The sequence below is a fragment of the Burkholderia theae genome (assembly GCF_048565265.1).
Classification (GTDB): domain Bacteria; phylum Pseudomonadota; class Gammaproteobacteria; order Burkholderiales; family Burkholderiaceae; genus Burkholderia; species Burkholderia theae.
In genome coordinates, this window is the sequence record NZ_CP183463.1 from 850,688 (window position 1) to 871,662 (window position 20,975).

The 20,975-nt window shown below is 62.5% G+C and carries 17 protein-coding genes and 5 pseudogenes; 17 read left to right on the top strand and 5 right to left on the bottom strand.

Going from position 1 to position 20,975, the window contains the following annotated elements:
• Positions 1-193: 193 nt before the first annotated feature.
• The 4 genes and pseudogenes from ACN22W_RS36510 to ACN22W_RS36525 all read left to right on the top strand — a co-directional run.
• Positions 194-286: pseudogene (locus ACN22W_RS36510) on the top strand (IS1096 element passenger TnpR family protein); the annotation flags it as partial.
• Positions 287-471: 185 nt separating this feature from the next.
• A complete protein-coding gene (locus tag ACN22W_RS36515) occupies positions 472-714 on the top strand; it encodes an IS1096 element passenger TnpR family protein (RefSeq protein WP_419690732.1) in 243 nt (80 codons plus the stop codon).
• 377 nt (positions 715-1,091) lie between these two features.
• Positions 1,092-1,244: pseudogene (locus ACN22W_RS36520) on the top strand (DNA-binding response regulator); the annotation flags it as partial.
• Positions 1,238-2,599: a FecR domain-containing protein gene (locus tag ACN22W_RS36525; protein WP_419689973.1), complete on the top strand. Its 1,362-nt coding sequence runs from the start codon at positions 1,238-1,240 to the stop codon at positions 2,597-2,599. The pseudogene ACN22W_RS36520 and the gene ACN22W_RS36525, both read left to right, overlap by 7 nt.
• A gap of 69 nt (positions 2,600-2,668) precedes the next feature.
• Here ACN22W_RS36525 and ACN22W_RS36530 read toward each other — a convergent pair.
• The 5 genes and pseudogenes from ACN22W_RS36530 to tnpA all read right to left on the bottom strand — a co-directional run bounded on the left by ACN22W_RS36530 (position 2,669) and on the right by tnpA (position 7,277).
• A protein-coding gene (locus ACN22W_RS36530; RefSeq protein ID WP_419689974.1) for an IS5 family transposase occupies positions 2,669-3,486 on the bottom strand; the annotation gives its coding sequence in 2 pieces (ribosomal slippage) (positions 2,669-3,138 and positions 3,138-3,486; 819 coding nt in all).
• Between the two features lie 336 nt (positions 3,487-3,822).
• Positions 3,823-4,737: a PhzF family phenazine biosynthesis protein gene (locus ACN22W_RS36535; RefSeq protein WP_419689975.1), complete on the bottom strand. Its 915-nt coding sequence runs from the start codon at positions 4,735-4,737 to the stop codon at positions 3,823-3,825.
• A gap of 184 nt (positions 4,738-4,921) precedes the next feature.
• Positions 4,922-6,496: pseudogene (tnpC, locus tag ACN22W_RS36540) on the bottom strand (IS66 family transposase).
• Positions 6,497-6,547: 51 nt separating this feature from the next.
• Positions 6,548-6,897 (bottom strand): annotated as a pseudogene (gene tnpB / locus ACN22W_RS36545) (IS66 family insertion sequence element accessory protein TnpB).
• A complete protein-coding gene (tnpA, locus tag ACN22W_RS36550; RefSeq protein ID WP_419689976.1) occupies positions 6,894-7,277 on the bottom strand; it encodes an IS66-like element accessory protein TnpA in 384 nt (127 codons plus the stop codon). The pseudogene tnpB and the gene tnpA overlap by 4 nt, the downstream one beginning before the upstream one ends.
• A 184-nt stretch (positions 7,278-7,461) precedes the next feature.
• On the opposite strand from tnpA, the pseudogene ACN22W_RS36555 reads away from it, so the two are divergent.
• The 13 genes and pseudogenes from ACN22W_RS36555 to ACN22W_RS36615 all read left to right on the top strand — a co-directional run.
• Positions 7,462-7,650 (top strand): annotated as a pseudogene (locus tag ACN22W_RS36555) (helix-turn-helix domain-containing protein); the annotation flags it as partial.
• A gap of 548 nt (positions 7,651-8,198) precedes the next feature.
• Entirely contained in the window at positions 8,199-8,564 is a 366-nt protein-coding gene (locus tag ACN22W_RS36560) for an XdhC family protein (protein ID WP_419690733.1), read from the top strand.
• On the top strand, positions 8,486-9,130 hold the full coding sequence (locus ACN22W_RS36565; protein ID WP_419689977.1) for an XdhC family protein: 645 nt from the start codon (positions 8,486-8,488) through the stop codon (positions 9,128-9,130). Before ACN22W_RS36560 ends, ACN22W_RS36565 begins: the two co-directional genes overlap by 79 nt.
• Positions 9,131-9,184: 54 nt before the next feature.
• The gene (locus tag ACN22W_RS36570) at positions 9,185-10,192 is read left to right on the top strand and encodes a winged helix-turn-helix transcriptional regulator (RefSeq protein WP_419689978.1); all 1,008 of its coding nucleotides are present in this window, start codon (positions 9,185-9,187) and stop codon (positions 10,190-10,192) included.
• A 585-nt stretch (positions 10,193-10,777) separates the two neighbouring features.
• Entirely contained in the window at positions 10,778-11,929 is a 1,152-nt protein-coding gene (locus ACN22W_RS36575; protein WP_419689979.1) for an iron-containing alcohol dehydrogenase, read from the top strand.
• 11 nt (positions 11,930-11,940) lie between these two features.
• Complete coding sequence (locus ACN22W_RS36580) at positions 11,941-12,363, top strand: acyl-CoA thioesterase (RefSeq protein ID WP_419690734.1); 423 nt, start codon at positions 11,941-11,943, stop codon at positions 12,361-12,363.
• Positions 12,364-12,401: 38 nt separating this feature from the next.
• A complete protein-coding gene (locus tag ACN22W_RS36585; RefSeq protein ID WP_419689980.1) occupies positions 12,402-13,943 on the top strand; it encodes an enoyl-CoA hydratase-related protein in 1,542 nt (513 codons plus the stop codon).
• Positions 13,944-13,954: 11 nt separating this feature from the next.
• Positions 13,955-14,833, top strand: a complete 879-nt coding sequence (locus ACN22W_RS36590) for an FAD binding domain-containing protein (protein WP_419689981.1) — start codon at positions 13,955-13,957, stop codon at positions 14,831-14,833.
• Entirely contained in the window at positions 14,830-15,363 is a 534-nt protein-coding gene (locus ACN22W_RS36595; RefSeq protein ID WP_419689982.1) for a (2Fe-2S)-binding protein, read from the top strand. Before ACN22W_RS36590 ends, ACN22W_RS36595 begins: the two co-directional genes overlap by 4 nt.
• Entirely contained in the window at positions 15,360-16,121 is a 762-nt protein-coding gene (locus ACN22W_RS36600) for an N-acyl homoserine lactonase family protein (protein ID WP_419689983.1), read from the top strand. The genes ACN22W_RS36595 and ACN22W_RS36600 overlap by 4 nt, the downstream gene beginning before the upstream one ends.
• Positions 16,114-18,558, top strand: a complete 2,445-nt coding sequence (locus ACN22W_RS36605) for a xanthine dehydrogenase family protein molybdopterin-binding subunit (protein WP_419689984.1) — start codon at positions 16,114-16,116, stop codon at positions 18,556-18,558. The genes ACN22W_RS36600 and ACN22W_RS36605 overlap by 8 nt, the downstream gene beginning before the upstream one ends.
• Entirely contained in the window at positions 18,542-19,294 is a 753-nt protein-coding gene (locus ACN22W_RS36610; RefSeq protein ID WP_419689985.1) for an SDR family NAD(P)-dependent oxidoreductase, read from the top strand. Before ACN22W_RS36605 ends, ACN22W_RS36610 begins: the two co-directional genes overlap by 17 nt.
• Positions 19,291-20,943 carry a class I adenylate-forming enzyme family protein gene (locus ACN22W_RS36615; RefSeq protein ID WP_419689986.1) on the top strand — a complete coding sequence of 551 codons (1,653 nt, stop codon included), beginning with the start codon at positions 19,291-19,293 and terminating at the stop codon, positions 20,941-20,943. The genes ACN22W_RS36610 and ACN22W_RS36615 overlap by 4 nt, the downstream gene beginning before the upstream one ends.
• The last annotated feature ends 32 nt before the right edge of the window (positions 20,944-20,975 follow it).

The window sequence follows — 20,975 nt, forward strand, 5'->3', positions numbered from 1 at the left end:
ACTGTTCGACGAGATCCGGGACGAGGCGCATCTGAACAACTGCGTGTCCGAGATCGATGCGCAGCGCGTCGGCGCGGATCTTACATGGACCTACCGGATCGCTCCGGGCAACGTGATTCCGTTTCCGGGCGATCCAGATAGTCCAGGTTCAGCCACGTGCGACCCTGTGGAGGCAGCGCCTGGTCCGCGCGTGATGCGGCTGCGTATCAGTCTGCTGGACGTTGCGCCGGAAATTTGGCGCCGCCTCGAGGTGTCGGCCGACCTTTCGCTGGCCGAGCTGCACGACGTGATCCAGGCGGCGATGGGCTGGCACGGCCGGAATCGCTACGGGTTTGGGTTTGCGGAGCTCGTTGGGGCGCTGAATCCGTTAGCGAGCGGCGCCGCCGACGTACGGCTCGAAGAGGTGGCCGCAATCAGTGCGGCATTGACCTGCACTACGATCCCGACGATGGCTGGCCGCATGCGGTCAGGATCGAGGCGGTCGAGCCGGCGGCTGTGGGTGTGCGCTATCCGCGGTGGGTCGCCGGTGCCGAAGCGTGCCCGCCCGAGGATTGCGGCGGCCCGGCGGGCTACGCTCAGCTCGTGCGCACGCTGGCCGGCCGGATATCCGAAGTAAGGCGCCAACCGGTGGAGTGGCTCGGAGAGCCGTTCGATCCGGATGTGTTTCGGTTGGCTGAGGCGAACGCGCAGCTAGCCGCGTCACGACGCTCCTAACCAGCACAATTCGCCCGCCCCGCCCCGGCACGCCAGCCACAGGCTTTTGCTGAAAAAAATTAGAAAGGTATCCTTGACGATTGTTGAACGTCGGTCAATTTTACAGATGATAGGATCAGTGGGGTAGAAATATCAAACCACGCAAGGTCGTGTATGGGGTTCTCTACGCGACTAAACAACAAGCCTTCGCAGGGGCGGAGATCACGCGTCACAAGGGTGTTGTCGCGTTAGCGGAGTTCTTCGCGAGGCCCCCAGTAACAGTCTTGATGCGTGACGCACAACATCATGAATTCACGAGATATTCGCATCTCTCGGTCGACGACGACAGGCGAAGTGACATCTTTCCTTCGCAAACTGTGACAACATTAATTGCTCCACGGCAGGCGACGGACATCCCGTCGCGCAAGATGGACACTCACATCTCGATGCTACGCACGAAGCTTGGCCAGCGGCCTGAAAATGGCTATCGCCTCGCGCCGATCTACGGCTATCGGCTCGAACGGGTCGAACAGGGAGAAACGGAGTGGTGACAGAAATCACGCAGCGCATGGCAAACCTGCGCACGATGGCGCTGCGCACAGCGTGCGCCGTTCCGTTTGCATTCGCCGCGCAGCAGGCAGCTGCGCGGCCGCCCGCTGCCGCGAGCAAGATGGTCGAGTACCGCGCGCAGGCAGGCGACACGCTGTACGACGTCGCCGCGCGTTATCTGCAGGGCTCGGACGACTGGCAACTGCTCCAGCAGATCAACAGCGTGCCAGCGCCGAAGTACCTGCAGCGTGGTGTCGTGCTGAAGCTGCCGGTTGTTCGCCTGCGTAAGGAAAAACTGACCGCACGAGTGATCGCGGTGCAGGGCACGGCCGAACGCGCGTCGGGCGACGCTTTCACGGCGCTTGCAAACGACGCGACGCTCGCCGAAGGCGACCGCGTACGTACGGGTCCGAACGGGTTCGTGACGATCAAGCTCGCCGATGGAACGCACATGAGCTTGCCGCCCGACAGCCAGCTCGACCTGAAGTCGTTGCGCCGCACCGTGCTGACCGGCACGCTCGATCGCGAGTTCGAACTCACGCGCGGCTCGGTCACCAGCGAGGTCACGCATCTGAAGAAACGCGACGACCGCTTTCAGATCCGCTCGCCGTCCGTCGTGGCCGGCGTGCGCGGCACATACTTCCGCGTGAACTACGACGCAGCCGGCAATGCGTTGACGCGTGTCGAAGTGCTCGACGGCACCGTCGGCGTCGCGGGTCACCGGCAGGCAGCCGCCCCGACGCTCGTGCACGCGAACTTCGGTAGCGTCTCGACATCGTCCGGCGCGGTCGGGGCGCCCGTCGAGCTGCTGGCCGCACCCGCGCTCGCGTATCCGGACAAGGTGCAGGACGAGTCCGACGTCGCGTTCGACGTCGCGCCACTCGCTCAGGCACATGGCTACCACGTGCAGCTTGCGCACGACGCGGGGCTGCTCGACCTGTTCCGCGAAACGCGCACCGATGCGCCGCGCGCGGTGTTCAGCGACGTGCCGAACGGAAATTACTTCGTGCGGCTGGCCGCGATTGACGAGAACGGTCTCGAAGGCGTGGCACGCACCTATGTGTTCGAACGCCGCGTGATGGGGCTAGACGCAAGTGCGTCCCCCGGCGCGGGCGGCTACGAGTTTCGCTGGTCGCCGAGCGGTTCGGGCAAGGATGCGCACTACCGGTTCGTGCTGTCGCGCTCGAAGGACCTGAGCGCGCCGGTCGTCGACCAAGTGGGGCTGCAGGCCTGCAAAATCACCATCGTGCACCTGCCGCCGGGCGACTACTACTGGGCGGTGACCGTCGAGGAGTTGGAAGGTGGCAAGTTCTACGAGAAGACCAGTCCGGTCAGCGCGTTCACGCTATCGCGGTGAGCGACTCGGCTGGGCCAGTGTTGTCGTGTAGTGGTCAACTCATTCCGGACACTGCGTTAAGAGACGGTTTCATAAAGACTGATCGGCCCGCCGAAGGGTATTCCAGCAGATCAGACAGCAACCGAGTTTGAGGAACGCGCCGTGAATGTCTGCACGGCGCTCGAAACGAATACGGAGACGACGGAAGTGATGCAGCCAGGCATGCGTGCGTTCGACGACCCAGCGATATTTGCCAAGGCCGCTGCCATGTTCGGTACGGCGCTTGGCGATCACTGGCTCGATACCGCGATCGCGCAACGCGCGCCGATGTCGCTCGGAGTCGTATCCGCGATCGGCGTAGACCACACACGGTCTGTGCAGCGGGTGGCCGCGCAAACCGCGAATCGGCGGAATCGCGTCGATCAGCGGCAGCAATTGCGTGACGTCGTTGACGTTCGCGCCGGTCAGGATCGCGGCGAGCGGCGTGCCGTTGGCGTCGGTGACGATGTGGTGCTTGGAACCGGGTCGCGCGCGATCGGTAGGGTTTGGCCCAGTTTTTGGCCTGCCCCAACGGCGCGAATCGATGATGAATCGACAGCAACTCGAGAGAAGTCGATCTGGTCTGCTGCTCGCAGCTTCGCGAGCAGCAGCTCGTGCAAGCGGTCCCACACGCCGGCAACCTGCCAGTCGCGTAGCCGTCGCCAACATGTCACGCCCGAGCCGCAACCCATCTCGGCAGGCAGATCGCGCCAGCGCAGTCCGGTCTTGAGAACGAACAAGATGCCGGTCAGCGCGGCGCGGTTCGAAACCGGCAGGCAGCCCGGGTTCTTCTTGCGCCGTGGCTTGGATGGCGGCAGTAACGGCTCGATCAGTGTCCACAACTCGTCGTCGATGATCGGCTTGCCCATCTCCTCAGTCTCTGTTGCTCCGATGCCTGAGGTTAACAGCTCGTCGCGAAAGTTAACAGCCCCAAGGGGCCATTTTGAAACCGTCTCTAAGCGGCGCGCCGTCGAACATCCTGGGACGCTACCGCGATCGCAGCAGTGTCAACGCACGGATCCGCGTAACCGTACGACCAGTACCGTCTTGCGGGGTGTCGAAAGCCGGCAAGACGGTATCCGCGCTCTTGCCAACTTTCGGATTGTTGTCGCATCGCTCAAGCCGGTTTGACGCTCCCTAGCTTTTGTTCCCGCCCGTCATTCTGCTGTGATTCGGACACCACTACCGAAATGGCGTTGCCTCCATCACGCTTGGCCTGCGAGTGTGAACGTGCCCGTCATAACGATGACGCATTTACCGCCCACTCGAACCGTCGCGCCATCACCCGCCACCTCGAACTGTGCGAGGAGCAGGCTAGGACGGCCCATATCAACACCTTGCCGCACACGCAATGTCAACTGCGGGGCCGCACGTAGCGTCGCCAGCAAAGCAACGGTCGCGGCAGTCGCGCTACCCGTCGCTGGATCCTCCGTCATGCGTGGCGTGAACATGCGCGCCTGTAAATCGCAGTCACTCGCTGCGTCGTGCAGAGCTACATCGCGCGTGTATGCGTAGATCGAGACAGCGCCATCGAGTGGAAGCGTCGCCTTATAGGCAACTGGATTGGGCGTGCAACGGCGCAGCGCCTCACGGGAGGCAAGTTCCACCACCAGAAACGGCAGCCCCACTGAGACGACCCGAGGCTGGTGCACGTCAGTCATGATGTCGCCGGCGTCGAGCGAGAGACATGCCGCAACCTGGTCCGCCTGTACGGCTGAGCGCCGCGATAACGATTCGGGGGCGATGAGCTCACCACCCACCACCGCATTACCGTCTTTCATTTGCCGCACTGGCACAAGGCCGCCCGCTTCGTCGAACACTAAGGTGTCGGGCAACGGCTTTCCTCCTGCGACCGCTTGTGTGGCGAGGACAAACGCCGTACCGATGTTCGGGTGACCGGCAAATGGAATTTCCCTCGTGGGTGTGAAAATTCGCACCCACGCCGTATGTGATGAATCCCGTGGCGGCAGCACGAAGGTCGTTTCGCTGTAAGCGAATTCTGCCGCAATGAGTTGCATCTGCTGCGTCGATAAGCCCTCAGCGTCCAATACAACCGCGACCGGGTTTCCTTCAAACGGAATATCGGAAAACACGTCTGCAGTCACGTAACGGCGTTTCATGGGAATCTCTCTTTTCAACTGGCGTTGTTCGTCGGGCGGTGCTGATAGCGGCTCGGAGATCGTACTTCTCGCATTCTCGGTGGAACGCGTTGTGCCGACCACACGCCTTCAGGCACCCCATCGGAACTCTATCAGCATCGACCTGCACCGTCGTGAATATCGTCGATGAAGAATACGCGAGCGGCTAATGAATTTCTGTGATGCGCGCGGAAACTGGCAGAAGCGGCCCCACGTTCCACGGCAGCAGCTCGTCGATGCGGCTGATCGGATGGTCAGCGATGCGCTCGAGCACGTACGCGAGATACGCCTCGGGATCGAGGCCGTTCAGACGTGCCGTGCCGATTAGGCTATACATCGCGGCGGCACGTTCGCCACCGGAGTCGGCGCCGGCGAACAGGTAATTCCGCCTGCCTAGGGCGACGCCGCGCAGTGCTCGCTCGGCGATCAGGTTATCGATTTCCGCACGCCCGTCGCTGCAGTAGTAGATGAGCGCCGGCCAGCGATTCAGCGCGTACTGAATCGCCTTGGTCGTGTCAGATTTTGCAGAGAGCGTGGCAAGCGTCGCTTCGAACCAGCGCTTCATGTCGTCGAGCAGCGGCACCGCCCGCGCTTGGCGCACACTGCGCCGTTCGTCGGGCGGCTTGCCGCGGATCTGCTCCTCGATCTTGTAGAGTGCGCCGATCCGGCGCAGCGCCTCCTCCGTCACGGCGTTGGGGCGCACCGCGTGCAGGTCGTGGATCTTTCGGCGAGCGTGGGCCATGCAGGCAGCTTCCTGGATGGTGCCGCCGCGATACAGTTCGGCATAGCCGGCAAACGCATCGGCCTGCAGCACGCCGGCGAAGTCTGCAAGATGCTGCTAGTGGGGATGCTCGCCCCGTCGATCGGGCGTGTAGGTGAACCAGACCGCTGCCGGCTCTTCGGAGGCACTCGGCCGATCATCACGCACGTAGACCCACAGACGTCCTGTCTTCGTGCGACCGTTGCCCGGTGCCAGCACAGGCAGCGGCGTGTCGTCCGCATGAACCTTCTCGCCAGTCAGCGCGTAGCGGCGCACGGCGTCGACCAGCGGTGCGAGCAGCGCCGCGATACTGCCCATCCAATACCCCATTGCGCCCGGATCGATCTCGACGCCGTCACGCGCGTACATCACCGCCTGGCGGTGCAGCGGGAGGTGGTACGCGAACTTCGACACGGCGATGTGGGCTAGCAGCGCCGGACCCGGGATGCCCCGATCGATTGGGCGGCTCGGCGCCGCGGCCTGCACGATGCGATCACAGCGCGCGCAGGCCAGCTTTGGGCGACGGTGACGGATCACGCGGAAGTGCGCACGCACGTATTCGAGTTGCTCAGCGACGTCTTCACCCAACGGCTTGAGTTGCCCACCGCAATCGGGGCAGTCATCATCGGCGGGCAGATGGACGCGCTCTTCGCGTTCAAGATGTTCGGGTAGCGGCTTGCGGTTCACACCTTCGCGGCGCGGACGCTTTGCCTCGGGAGCGGCTGCCACATCGGCGGCGCCTTCGTCGGCCTGCAGGTTCTCCAGCCGCAATTCGAGCTGTTCGATCTGGCGATCTAGTTTCTCCGATTTCCGGCCGAACTGCATTCGGCGCAGTTTCGCGATCGTGAGCTTCAGATGCTCGATTTCGAGAACCCGCGACGAGAGCTGCTTTCGCAGTTCAGCTACCTGAGCTTCACGCTCAAGCAGCAACGCTCTCAGAGCGTTGCTGTCGTCGGGCAGCGCGGTCGAGGTTGATTCCATGAGGACAGTTTACGACTGCCCGCGATCACGCGAACGCCAGTTAACAATGGTTTACAGCGCACTACGTGGGCGCGCGGCTTCGACCGGCTGCCGCCAATCGAAGCCCTCGAGCAACAACGACAGCTGCGCGGTTGTCAGCGCGACCACACCAGAGTCGGCACGGGGCCAAGCAAAGCGTCCTTTTCGAGCCGTTTCGCCAATAAACATAGCCCGCCGTCGCTCCAATACAAGCACTTCAGCAGGTCACCGCGCTTGCCCCGGAACACGAACACGTGTCCAGAGAACGGATCTTTCTCCAGCACCGTCTGTACCTTTGCGGCCAACGAATTGAAGCCGCATCGCATATCGGTGACGCCCGCCGCGATCCAGATCCGCGTGTTTTGAGGCAGACCGATCATCATAAAATGCGATCGAGAACAGAACGCAGCACGTCCGGGTCCGGCGCGCCTTCGATGCGAATCGACGTCTTGCCATGCTGGATCTGGATCGAGCCGGACTGTATGTTGTCGGTCGCAGTCGGCACCTCGAGCGCCATCGACGGCTGAGACGGTTCGTTGACGACAACCGGCAGCATTGCGTCTGGAATCGCATCGTCCGTTAGCAGGCCTTGCGCATGGAGGCGGCGCCATGTCCACACCTGATTGGCATTGATGCCGTTCTCGCGAGCAACACGGGCGACCGACGCGCCGGGCTCGAATGTTAGCGCGACGATGGTCCGCTTCCATTCCGTGGGATGTCGGCGAGTTTGCCGTTTCGGCGGGATCTCGACTGTCTGAGTCACTCTGTCCACAACTCCTATCGTGGACACGACCGGTCATTCGTGTCCTTCACAGGACATCATGGCATTCGTCACCGAGCGTTCACAGACGGTACTGGTCCCGTGCTTACGGATCCGCCAGTACTTGCGCGGCCTCGACGTGAACGCGTGATCGGATTTCGCGGGGGTGGCCAACGCGATGCGCGTCTCCGAGCGTACGCTGTTTCGCCGTCTCAGCGCGGAAGGGCGGTCGTACCAGACCATCAAGGATGACCTGCGCCGCGACATGGCCGTGCATCTGCTCGGCAACTCGCTAAGCAGTATCGGCGATATCGCGGTGCAGCTCGGCTTCTCGGAGCCGAGCGCATTTCACCGTGCGTTCCGCAAATGGACCTGACAGGGGCTGGGCGCGTATCACGCGATGATAATGAAGGATTAGCGAAGACGACGAGGGGGCGACGGGAGCCCCGGAGGGGGGTACGTGCACCTCGCGCGGTGCCTTCGATTTACCTTGCTTGCAACGCGCCGCGATGATCTGCGAGCAGAGCAAGCACCGGAAAACTAGTTGGACCGACTTTTTGTCGCCCACTGGACTCGTAGCAGTCCTGGCAGGCGACCCACTGTGCACACTGGATCACATAGCCGATCGTGCCGGACTAGCAGGACATAGCGAGAGGTTGATCGCTTGCCAATTCGGGCGGCGCATCAGCGCGGAGTATGTCGCGATTCTGGCTGAACCGGCTTTCAGCAGTCTTCATGTCGAGGAAGTCGAACAATCGAGGACGACCCCATTACGATTCACGGCGGTGCTCGAAATCATGTTGCTTGCATAAGTAGACTAAACGACGTACAGTGATAGAGTCGTGGAGGAAAACTGCGTTGGACAGCTTGGATCGAGAAGTACTGGAAACTGCCGTCACGTGGCGTCGCGAGGGGCGCGCAGTGATGCTTGGCACGGTTCTGAAGACGTGGGGCTCGGCGCCTCGCCCGATTGGCGCGATGGTCGCACTGCGAGACGACGGAGCGGTGAAGGGATCGATATCGGGCGGATGTCTCGAAGACGATCTAATCGAGCGCGTGTGGCGCGTCGGATTCTCGGGCTCGGCGCCGACTGTTGTAACCTACGGCCTCTTGGCGGACGACGCGCATCGCTTCGGTCTTCCATGCGGCGGCACTCTGATGATTCTTGTGGAGCCGGTTCGAGCGCTGTCGCGCCTGGATGATGCGCTGGAGTGGGTCAGGCGTGGCCGAGTGGCGATCCGGAACGTAACGCCGAGACCGGTGAGGCTGACGTGTGGCCTGTCGATGTGACGGACCAGACCTCATTCGGTGGCGTGTCGTTGCGTGCATGTTACGGACCGAGCCATCGCCTGCTGATCATCGGCGCCGGGCAACTGTCCGAATATGTTGCGCGGATGGCGGTGGCGCTGGGCTATCGGGTCATCGTTTGTGACCCGCGTGAAGAGTACCTTGGGGAATGGCCCGTGCCTCATACTGAAGTATTCCGCGAAATGCCCGACGACCTGATCGAGCGAATCGGCTTGGATCCGAACACTGCGTTGGTGGCGCTGACGCATGATCCGAAGATCGACGACCTGGCGTTGATCGAGGCGCTCAAATCGCCGGCGTTCTATGTGGGAGCGGTCGGCTCGCGTGCGAATAACGCGAAGCGTCGGGAACGGCTTAAGCTGTTTGACCTGACCGACACGCAGGTTGCAACGCTTCATGGACCGATCGGGCTTCACATCGGAGCCAGGACGCCGCCGGAGATCGCGGTGGCCATCATGGCGGAGATGACTTCGCTACGTTACGGCGTGCCGGTCGTGCAGTCGCACGCGCTTCGCGAAGCGCCATCGGTGCCGCAACGGGTCGAATAGGCGTGCGAGCATCTGTGTTGTGCGCATGGCAGCTCAAATTTTTTCGATGAACTTATGGCTAAACCCACCATGCTCGAATCGTCGAGCCACAGTGCTTCGGATGCGCGCTTTGCATCGATCGAGCGCTATTCATCGGTTGCGAGAACGGTCGAGATCCTGTCGGATGCGTGGGGCTTCCTGGTGCTGCGAGAATGCTTCTTCGGCGTCAGGCGATTCGAGCAGTTCCAGAGCATCCTGCAGGTTCCGCGTACCACGCTGGTGGAGCGGCTCAAGAAATTCACGACCCTGGGCATACTGAAGAAACAGCTTCCGTCTACAGGCGGTGCGCGGCACGAGTACTGTTTCACGGAACAGGGCCGCGACTTGTACGCGACGATGGTTGCATTGCTCGCATTCGGGGACCGGTGGCTTGCAGGCGGCGCGCAGCCTCCGTTGAAGCTAATTCACAAGGCCTGCAAATGCGATTGCACGCCCCGCGTCGTATGCTCGCACTGTCACGCCGGCGTAGACCCGAGGTCCGTCCACTATCGCGACGGGCCGGGGGCGGGCGGTGAGGAGCGTATCGCTGAACGCAAGCGTTCGCGCCGGAATTCGGATGTGAGCGTCCTCGAGCGCATTCGCCCATGCTCGGTCGCGCGGACGTTGCAGATCATCGGTGACCGATGGAGCTTCCTCGTGATCCGGGAGTTCTTTTACGGCGTTCGACGCTTCGACGAATTTCAGTCGCGCTTGGGTATCGCCACCAACATCTTGTCGGACCGGCTGCAGCGTCTCGTGGAGCAGGGTATCGCGGAGAAACGCCTGTATCAGGAGAGGCCGAAGCGTTACGAGTACCGGCTGACCGAAATGGGCCGTGACATGTATGGGCCGATGCTCGTCATGATGGCCTGGGGCGACAAATGGTTGTCTGGTGGAAAAGCACCGTTGAAACTCCGGCACCGGGAGTGTGACCACGATTTCCATGCGCTTGTCGTATGTGACAAATGCGGTGCCGAACTCGATCCGCGTGAAATGTCGTACCTGCTGCGGTATGCGTTGCCGGTAGAGCTCGATGTCGGCTGACTTGCGCTGCGTTACCGCCTGGCGCCACAGTGCGCGTGCGGCGGCAGGTCTATTCAATAGCATGGTGGCGGTGGCAGTCTTTTCGCCCAGCCGGCCCGCGGGCCGGCTGGGCATATCCTTCAAATTGCGCCATACGACCGCGAGCGTGGCGGTTGCATCGCCATCTCGCTCTTTCTCGTCCTCATAGTTCGACGCTTCTGGCCTATTGCACGTGTCGATAGGCACACCCAGTCGCGCGCGCGGACTTGCCGTGTCCCGATTCGACCTTGCAGCAGACGAAAGCCGTGTAGGCATGTCCGGTACACAATCAAGAAGGTATCAGAAATGCAAGCGATCTCTACGTTGACAAATCCACATCGGAACGGCCGCGTCATCACGCGAAAGAGACGGCCGCATCCGCGCGGAATACTTCAATAGCTCACCAATTAACGGCTGAACAATCACGTAACGTCATATGTAACAAGTTGTCGAACAAGAGGCTTGCAAACCAAAATTTTGCCCACTATAGTCCATTTATGCAAGTTACATGAGAGCTACGACATCGTCGTAGATTCCAGGGATCTTTGATCGGGTGGGGGAGCAAAATTGAACGCATTTGAGTTTCAGTCGAACAGGTCGACGATCGTCGAGGCCGGTGCCTCGGCGCGCCTTGGGGAAATCGTCGAGCGCCTGGGTTGTCGCTCGGCCTTTATCGTGACCGATCGCGGCATCGTCGATAACGGTCTGCTAAAGCCGGCTCTAGGAAGCCTCGAGGCGGCCGGCATGGATGTAACGGTGTATGCGGACGTGCACGCCGATCCGCCGGCTCATGTAGTGAACGGTGCGGCCGATGCGGTGGTGTCCGCGCGGGCCGACTGTGTGGTCGGTATCGGTGGCGGCAGCTCACTCGACGTCGCGAAACTGGTGGCGCTTCTAGCGCGCCGGACGGAAAAACTCGACGACGTCTACGGCGTTGGCGTCGCGAAGGGACCGCGACTTCCGCTGGTGTTGCTCCCCACGACTGCGGGAACCGGATCCGAGGTCACGCCGATTTCGATCGTGACGACCGGGGACGGAGAAAAGAAGGGTGTTGTCTCGCCGGTGCTGCTGCCGGACATCGCGGTGCTCGACGCGGATCTGACGTTGAGCCTGCCGCCCGCGGTCACGGCGGCGACGGGCGTCGATGCAATGGTTCATGCGATTGAGGCATATACCAGCAGGCGCCTGAAGAATCCGGTTTCCGATTGCCTGGCGAAGGAAGCGCTTCGCTTGCTCGGCGCCAACATTCGCGAGGCCTGTGCCAACGGTGCAAATCGCGACGCACGTCAGGCAATGCTGCTCGGCGCAATGCTGGCCGGCCTCGCGTTCGCCAATGCTCCCGTAGCAGGCGTGCATGCGCTGGCCTATCCGATAGGCGCACGCTTCCACGTTCCGCACGGGTTGTCGAACTCGCTCGTTCTGCCGGCGGTCATGCGCTTCAACCTCGATGCGGTGGCCGATCGGTATGCGGAGCTTGCCGACGTTCTGATGCCGGACTTAACGGGAAACGCCAGTGCGCGTGCGAATTCACTGGTCGAGCGGTTGACTGCGTTGCCGAAGGCGCTCGGTTTGCCAACGCGGCTGTCGGACGTCGGTATCGGCCACGACGATATCGCGACACTGGCTGAAGACGCGATGCGTCAAACGCGTCTGCTCGTCAACAACCCGCGTGAGATTTCCCTTCAGGATGCGGCCGCGCTCTACGAGGAGGTTCTGTGAGTCAGAAAAAAATGCCGTCGTGCCGCGCCCAATATCCGCACTTCAGTGCCATCCAGACGCGCTGGTCTGACAACGATTCCTACGGGCACGTGAACAACGTCGTCTATTACGCGTACTTCGATACGGCGGTCAATCGGCATTTGATCGAACGTGGCGTGCTCGATATAGCAAACAGCCCCGTCATCGGGCTCGTGGTCGACACGCGTTGCACGTACTTCTCGTCCATCGGCTTTCCCGACGTCGTCCATGTCGGCATGAAGGTCGTGCATCTCGGCAACAGTAGCGTGCGCTACGAGATCGCGCTGTTTCGCAACGATGCCGACACGGCTTCGGCGATCGGCGAGTTCGTACATGTCTATGTCGATCGAGCAACGAACGGCCCGGTGCCGGTTCCGCACGATGTCCGGCAAGTCTTGCAGTCGTTGATGGCCTGACGCGCTGATCGCGACAGGTGTCCTGGAGGAGAGAACAAATGGAAATGGCAGGAGAAGCGCGGTTGCAGGCCTCCCGCGAGACCGTGTGGAGCGCGCTCAACGATCCGGCGGTGCTGCAGGCCAGCATCCCGGGGTGCGAAGTGCTCGAGAAGAGCGCCGACAACGAATTTACCGCGACGGTGGTGTCGAAGGTCGGGCCGATCAAAGCGCGGTTCGCCGGCAAGGTGACTTTGTCGAATATCGCCGCCCCCGTCAGTTACACGCTGACGGGTGAAGGGTCTGGCGGCGCGGCAGGCTTCGCGCGTGCCGACATCGACGTAGTGCTCGAAGCACTGGAGCAGGATGTCACGCTGCTTCGATACGGCGTCAAGGCAAATGTAGGTGGCAAGCTGGCCCAGTTGGGCTCGCGCATGATCGATGCGGCGGCGCGCAAGTCTGCAGACGATTTCTTTGATCTGTTCGCGAGGCAGGTCGGCACGAGAGTGGCCAATGGCGAACAGGAGACGTCGTCATCGACGATGGGTGTCGATGCGCTGATGGCGGCTGTGTCGATCGAGCGTCCGCTCGTTGCGCCGGCTCAGGCGGAATTGGCCGTCGCCGGCGAACCCGCGGCACCGCGGCAACGCGCGGAGCCCGTCGGCGCTGCTGCGCCGCAGGCTCGCTCCACCGGGGCGGACGGCGCACCTGAGGTCCCGCTGGCCGGCCTTCAGGCGGAGATGGTGGATGCGTTGATGACCGAGAAGATCAAAGTATGGATCTCCGATCAGATCGCGGTCGTCACCATGAACCGGCCGGGCAGCCGCAACGCGATGACATACGGGATGTGGCTCGCGATGCCATCGATCATGGCTGCGCTCGAACGAAATCCCGAGGTGCGGGCTGTGTTGCTGACGGGCGCGGGGGACGACTTCTGCGCCGGCGCCGACATCTCCGAGTTCGAGAAAGTGCGTGCCGACGCTGGCCAGGCGAACGCATATGAGATCGCAGTGGATGCCTGCTGCGATGCGATCGCGAACATCTCGAAGCCAACCATCGCGGTATTGCGCGGCTATTGCCTGGGCGGCGGCGCGCATCTGGCGATGTCTTGCGACTTCCGCTTCTCGGCGCCCGACGCCACGTTCGGCATTCCTGCGGCCCGCCTTTCCATCATCTACGGCGTGCGTGGGACGCGCAAGCTGTTGTCGCTGGTGGGGCTGTCGCAAGCGAAGAAGATTCTCTACGGCGCAGAGCGATTCGATGCGCGAGCGGCACGTGACATTGGATTCGTGGACCGGATCGCCGGAGACGACGCGCAGGTCGCGCCGCTCTCGTGGTGGCAGCGTGTGAGCTGCGCCAAGGCGCGCGCAAGGACGAGCGATCCGGTGGCCGATGCGCGCGCGTTCGCGAGAACGATGGCGGCGAACGCGCCACTGAGCCTGGCGGGCGCGAAATACCTGCTGAACGGGATGGTGATGGGCACCGGCGTGCTTGATCTCGATCGAGCCGAGGCGATGATCGCGGCGGCAGCCAGCAGCGACGACTATCGGGAAGGCCGGGCCGCGTTCACCGAAAAGCGCTCCGCGAAATTCCAGGGACGTTGACGGAGGAAACGATGAAACCGGCACCGTTTGATTATTGTTGTCCCGACTCCGTCGACGAGGCGATCGCCGCGCTGGCAGCCTGCCGCGGCGATGTGAAATTAATGGCCGGCGGCCAAAGCCTAATGCCGATGCTGAATTTTCGTGTGGTTCGTCCCGCGATGATCGTCGACATCCGCAAACTGGTCGAGCTCGACTACGTGCGCGAGCGTGAGGGCGGTGGACTCGCGGTGGGTGCGCTGACGCGTCACCGCGTGCTCGAGACGTCGCGCCAGGTTGCCCGACAATTTCCGATCATTCCGGACACGATGCGCCATGTCGCACACTTGGCGATCCGCAATCGTGGCACGATCGGCGGAAGCCTGTCGCATGCCGATCCGGCCGCTGAACTGCCGATGCTCGCGCGATTGCTGGATGCGACGATCGTCGCGCGTTCGCTCCGCGGCGAGCGCAGGATCGCGGCGGCCGACTTCTTCGTCGCGCCACTCACGACGATGCTCGACGATGACGAGATGGTCGTCCGCGTCGATTTTCCGGGCGTGAAGCCCGGGACCGGCTGGTGTTTCGAAGAATTCTCGCGTCGCGCAGGCGACTTCGCGTTGGCCGCTGTAGGCGTGTTGCTGGATGTCCGCGACGGCGTGATTCGCGATGCGCGCGTCGCGATGATGGGGGTAGGCGACACGCCGTTGCGGCGCAGTGCCTCGGAAGCGATCCTGCGCGGCAAGCCGGTGTCCGATGTGCTCGTGGAAGAGGCGGCGGAAGCCGCGTGCGACGGACTATCTCCCGCCATCGATCTGCATGCTTCGCCGGCGTACCGTCGCCATCTCGCGGGCGTGCTCGCGCAGCGCGCGATACGCAGCGCATGGCGCCGTGCTTCAGGAGTCCCGCAATGAACGAACATGACATTGGTCGCAAGCCCGTCTGGATGATCGTCAATGGCACGGTCGTCGAACGCAGCGTCGAACCGCGTCTGCTTCTGTCCGATTTCTTGCGACACGTCCTGTCGCTGACCGGCACACACGTCGGTTGCGAGCATGGCGTATGTGGGGCATGCACGGTGATCGTCGACGGCGATAGCGTCCGGTCCTGCCTGATGCTGGCGATTTCGGCCGACGGTTGCGACGTGCGTACCGTGGAGAGCATGGGCTCGCCTGATTCGCTGAGCCCGCTACAGGAGGCGTTCCGCGAACATCACGGCCTTCAGTGCGGGTTCTGTACACCCGGCATGCTCGCGACCTGCGCCGATGCGTTGCAGAAATACGCGCTCGACAGCGATGAAGAGATCCGCGACGCGCTGTCCGGAAATCTTTGCCGCTGTACCGGCTACCAAGGCATCGTCGAAGCCGTCCGTGTTTGCGTAACGGCGCGCGATGCATTGCGGCATGCCGCCGAATCCGAGCCAACCGAGGAAAATCAACGATGAAAATGCATGTTCTGAATGGCGGCCGGCTCCGGATGCGCAAGAGTGTTTATCTTCCGGAAGCTGAGCGAAGCGAAACGATCGACCTGCCGGTGGCATGCATGCTGTTTCGACATGATCAGGGAAACGTATTGTTCGACACCGGATGTCACCCGCAGGTCGTCGACGCTGGCGCAGCACGCTGGGGCACGATGGCGAAGGCCATGACGCCGATCGCCGGGCCGCGAGACAACGTCGTCGCTCAGCTGGAAACGCTCGGGCTCGCGCCTGACGATATCGATGTGGTCGTCAACTCCCATCTGCACTCCGATCATTGCGGCTGCAACGCTTTCTTCAAGCAGGCGACGTTCTTCTGCCATGCGAAGGAACTGGCGGCCGCCCAGGGGGAAGAGGCACTGCAACGCGGCTACATTCCCGCCGACTGGCAGCATCCGATGCCGACCGAACTCGTCGAGGGGGAGCGCGACGTCTTCGGCGATGGAAAGATGCTGCTGGTCCCGTTGCCGGGCCATACGCCGGGGAGCATGGGCATGCTCGCGACGCTGGAGCGTGACGGCGCCTTCCTGCTGGCTGCCGACGCCGTTGCACTGCGCGAGAATTTGACGCGCGAAGTGATGCCGCGCAACACGTGGGACCCGGATGCCGCATTGTCATCCCTCGACGAAGTCCGGCGGCTCGAACGAGATGGCGCAAGCGTGATCTTCGGCCACGACCCGCAACAGTGGGACACGCTTCGCAAGGGGGAGCACGCGTATGAGTAAGCCGCATCATGATCCTGGCGCGCCGCCGGACGCCGATGTCGGCATCGACGAACGGTCGCGCGGCGGCTTTGTCGGGCAGCCGGTGCGCCGATTCGAAGACGCGAGATTGCTCACGGGGCTCGGTCGTTACGTCGACGATCGACCGGCCGGAAATGCACTTCATCTCGCGATCGTGCGTAGCGACCAGGCGCATGCGCGCATCCGCGCCGTGCGTGCCGACGCTGCGCGGGTCATGGAAGGTGTATTCGGCATCTATGCGTGGGCCGATCTGGCCGGCCTCGTCAAGCCGGCTGTCGCGGTATCGCGCATGGCGGATTATCAACTCACGCCGATTCATGCGCTGGCCGACGGTGTCGTGCACTTCGTCGGCGAACCGGTCATCGCGGTGCTCGCTGATAGCCGCTATCTGGCTGAGGATGCGCGGGATGCGATCGAGATCGAATACGAAACGCTGCCGGTCGAGACCGATGCCGAGGCGGCGGCACAGCCCGGCGCGCCACTGCTGCACGAAGGATTGACGAGCAACGTGTTGGTCGAACGTCGGTTCGTGCGCGGCGAGATCGACGACGCGTTCGCGAACGCGCCCGTCACCGTTGGCGGCCGGTTCCGGTTTCACCGGAAGATGCCGACCGCGATGGAGCCGCGCACCTATATCGCGGAAGTGGATCAGGGCCGGGACGCCCTGACGCTCTATACGTCGAGCCAGATACCGGGCATCGTGCGCGACGCGATGGCGGATCTGCTCGACATGCCGGGCAACCGGCTGACGGTGATCGCGCCCGATGTCGGCGGCGGATTCGGCGGCAAGTCCTCGGTCTATCAGGAGGAAGTGCTCGTATGCGTGCTCGCGCGCAAGGTCGGGCGTGCGGTGCGCTGGAGCGGTGATCGGCTCGAGGACATGCTGTCGACGAGCCAGGCCTTCGACGAACGGGTCGATGCCGAACTCGCACTGGATAGCGACGGCCGGATTTTGGGCCTGCGTGCCGAAGTGATCGGCGATGTGGGCGCGTATTCGATCTATCCGTGGACTGCCGGCATCGAGCCGGTTCAGGTGATCAGTTTTCTGCCCGGGCCGTACCGGGTCCCCGTCTATCACGGACACGTGCGTGGGGTGACGACACCCAAGGCGCCGACCGGGCCCTATCGCGGCGTCGGACGCCCGACGTCGACATTCGCGATGGAGCGCCTGATGGATCTGGCGGCAAAGCGGCTCGACATGGATCCGACGGAGTTGCGGTTGCGCAACCTCGTGCGTCCGGACGAATTCCCGTATCGCACGCCGGTCGGCATCGTGTGGGATCAATCGGCATTCATCGAAGGACTCGAGGCAGCGAAGGAACGCTTCGACTACGCCGCTGCGAGGCAAGCACAGGCGCAGGCGCGTGCCGTAGGGCGCTGGGTCGGCATTGGCGTAGCCTGCTATGCCGAACTGTCCGGTATCGGGTCGCGCATTTCCGCATCGCCAGGTATGCCGATCAATACCGGCACCGATACGTGCGTGATCCAGCTCGATTCGACCGGAGCCGTCACGGCATCGTTCGGTTGCGCATCGCATGGTCAGGGACACGAGACGACGCTTGCTCAGGTGTTGGCCGACGAACTCGGCGCGTGCATCGAAGATCTGCGCGTGATCACCGGAAATAGTACCGCCGTGCCGCACGGTACCGGCAGTTATGCCAGCCGAACGGCAGTTATCAGCAGCGGGGCGGGAATGCTGGCGGCGCGCGAGTTGCGCGCACGGATGTTGCGCGTCGCCGGCCACCTGCTTGACGTGTCGCTGGCCGATCTTGACGTGATCGATAGTGTCATTCGCGTGCGCGGGAGCGATGCACGTCTCACGTTCGCTGAACTCGCGAAGGCGCTCTATTCACAAATGGGACGCGTGCCGCCGGAGTTCCGAGAAGACCTTTGTGTCAGTCGGGTGTATGACCCGGTGGTAGGCACGACCAGTTCTTCCACGCATCTCGTTCAGGTGGAAATCGATCCAGAAACGTATGGCGTTCACGTTCAGAGATACGTGATCGCGGAAGACTGCGGACGGGTGATCAATCCGTTGATCGTCGCGGGGCAGACGCGTGGAGCCGTGGCACAGGGCATCGGTGCTGCTTTGCTCGAAGAAGTCGTGTACGACGCAGACGGCCAACTGCTGACCGCGAGTCTGGTTGATTACCTGCTGCCGTCAGCACCGGAAATTCCGACGTTCGAGCTCGTACACCTCGACAAACTGGCACCCAATACGCTGGGCGGCTTTCGCGGCATGGGCGAGGGTGGCACGATCGGCTCGCCCGCAGCCATCGCGAATGCGATTACCGACGCGTTGTCGCCGCTGAACGTCGACATATCAGAGTTGCCGGCGACGCCCGAACGTCTGTATCGCCTCATTCATTCATTCCCCATTGAATCAACCAAGGAGCAACAAGATGGAATTCAGACTTGACGGAAAGGTCGCGCTCGTCACTGGCGGCGCCCGGGACGTGGGCCGCGAAATCGCACTCGGCCTGGCTGCCGAGGGGGCTAGTGTCGTCGTCAACTATCACGGTGCCAAGGCGACGGCAGAATCGGTCGTGGACGAGATTCGCGCGCAAGGCGGGCGCGGTATCGCGATCGGCTGCGACATCTCGGACCGTCGGGCCGTAAACCAGATGATCGACGAGACCGTCGATGTATTCGGCAGATTGAACATCCTCGTCAACAACGCGGGACTCGTCATCCGCAAACGCTTTCTCGATTCCGATCCCGACGAATGGCGCAGGCAAATCGACGTGTGTCTTTACGGCACGCTGAACTGCACGCATGCGGCTTTACCCCATCTCGAGTGGGATAAGGGATGCGGCCGCATCATCACAATCACAGGGGACTCGTCGAGGGTCGGTGAATCTGGTCTGGCGATCGGGGCGGCCGCGCGCGCGGCAAATATCGCGTTGATGAAGTCGATCGCACGCGAAACGCGTTCAGGCACGACTGCAAATGCGCTGGCGCTGGGATTGATCGAGACAGCACACGATCCAGCATTTCTCGAGGCGAATCTCGAACGGCTGGTCAAGCTGTATCCGCTTCGGCGTCTCGGTCAGCCGCATGATGTTGCGCCCATGGCGGTTCTGCTTGCATCGGAAAAGGGAAGCTGGATTACCGGTCAAGTGATCAGCATCAGCGGCGGCTTCAGTATGGTTTGACGGCGCAACCCACGGCTTCCTTCCGACAACTGACACATCGGCGCCGCCGACCGAATCCGACGGCAGTGCTCGAGGAGACAAACGTGATTCATACCGAGCTTATTGTTCCTGTCCACGAATTGCTCAAGCGCCATAAGGAGCGCAATCCGGACAAGGCCGCATTCGAGGACGCACGCACATCTATCACCTACGCGGAACTTGACGCGATGACGGCACGCCTCGCGACGCACTTCCAGCGGGCGGGCGTTCAGGCCGGCGATCGCGTCGCCGTCGTGCTGCCGAATTCGATCGAATGGGTGGTGACCTGCCTTGCCTGCGTTCGAGCCGGTGCAATCGCCGTGCCGATCAGCCACGAGGCGACGTCGCCGGAGATCGAGTATCGGCTCGACGATGCACGCTGCACGGCGCTGGTGACGAGCGATGCGCGAGAGCGAGAATTGCGCGAGATCGGTGCGTCGGTTGGCTCGGTCAACGAATACGTGACCGTGTCTGGCTCGTTGCAGCCAGTCGTCGGTACGCCATTTGCAGTCGCGATAGCGTGTGACGCCTCGAGCGAGCCGTTGGATCCGGATGCGATCGACGATCCCGCATTCGCGATCTACACGTCGGGAACGACCGGCAAGCCCAAAGGCGTGCTACTGTCGACGCACGGCATGCTGTGGGTCGCCGCCGCATGCTGGGCCCCGATTGCCGGCCTGACGGGCAGCGATCGCGTGCTGAGCGCACTTCCGCTGTATCACTCGTATGCGCTGAACTTCTCCGTGCTGAGCGTGCTCGCAGTCGGTGCGACCGCGTATCTGATGGAGAAGTATTCGTCGAGTGAAATCCCGCGGCTGCTGTCGGACGGGCGCTTCACGGTCATGCCGGGCGTGCCGACGATGTTCCACTACCTGCTCGAATCCGCGCGGGCGAACGGGCGTGGCTCGCTGCCCGGGCTGCGATTGTGCGTGTCGGCCGGCGCGATACTGCCGGGCACGACGAATCGCGAATTCGAAAACATGTTCGGCCTGAAGCTGCTCGATGGCTACGGCATTACCGAAACCTCGACGATGGTCACGATGAACTGGCCGACCGGTGCGCGCGTATTCGGCTCGTGCGGCCTGCCACTGCCGGGCGTAGCGGCGCGCGTCGTCGATCCTGTTGCGTTGCGCGATGTCCGTGTCGGAGAAGAAGGCGAGTTACTCGTCCGCGGCCCCAATGTGATGAAGGGATACCTGAACAAGCCAACGGAAACCGATGCGGCATTGAGCAGCGGCTGGTATCGCACGGGCGACTTGGCACGCTTTGATGCGAACGGCTATATCACCATCACGGGGCGCCTCAAGGAAGTAATCATTCGAGGCGGCCAGAACATCTCACCGGCCGAGATCGAAGAGGTGGTCTGCGAGTACGACGGCGTTCACGATTGCGCGGTCGTCGGCATGCCGCATGCGCATCTCGGCGAGGTGCCGGTGGTGTTCGTCGTCGAGCGAGCCGAGGGCGCTGTGGATATCGCGGCGCTGCTCGCGCACTGCAGTCTCCATCTGTCGGCTTACAAGGTGCCGTCCGCGATTCATGTGACGACGGAAATTCCGCGGACCGGATCTGGGAAGGTCATGCGGTTCAAATTGCGCGAAGCCGTACAACCGGCCGAGCACGGCGACGTCTGACACGTTACGCCTATCCTATGACTGGAGAAATA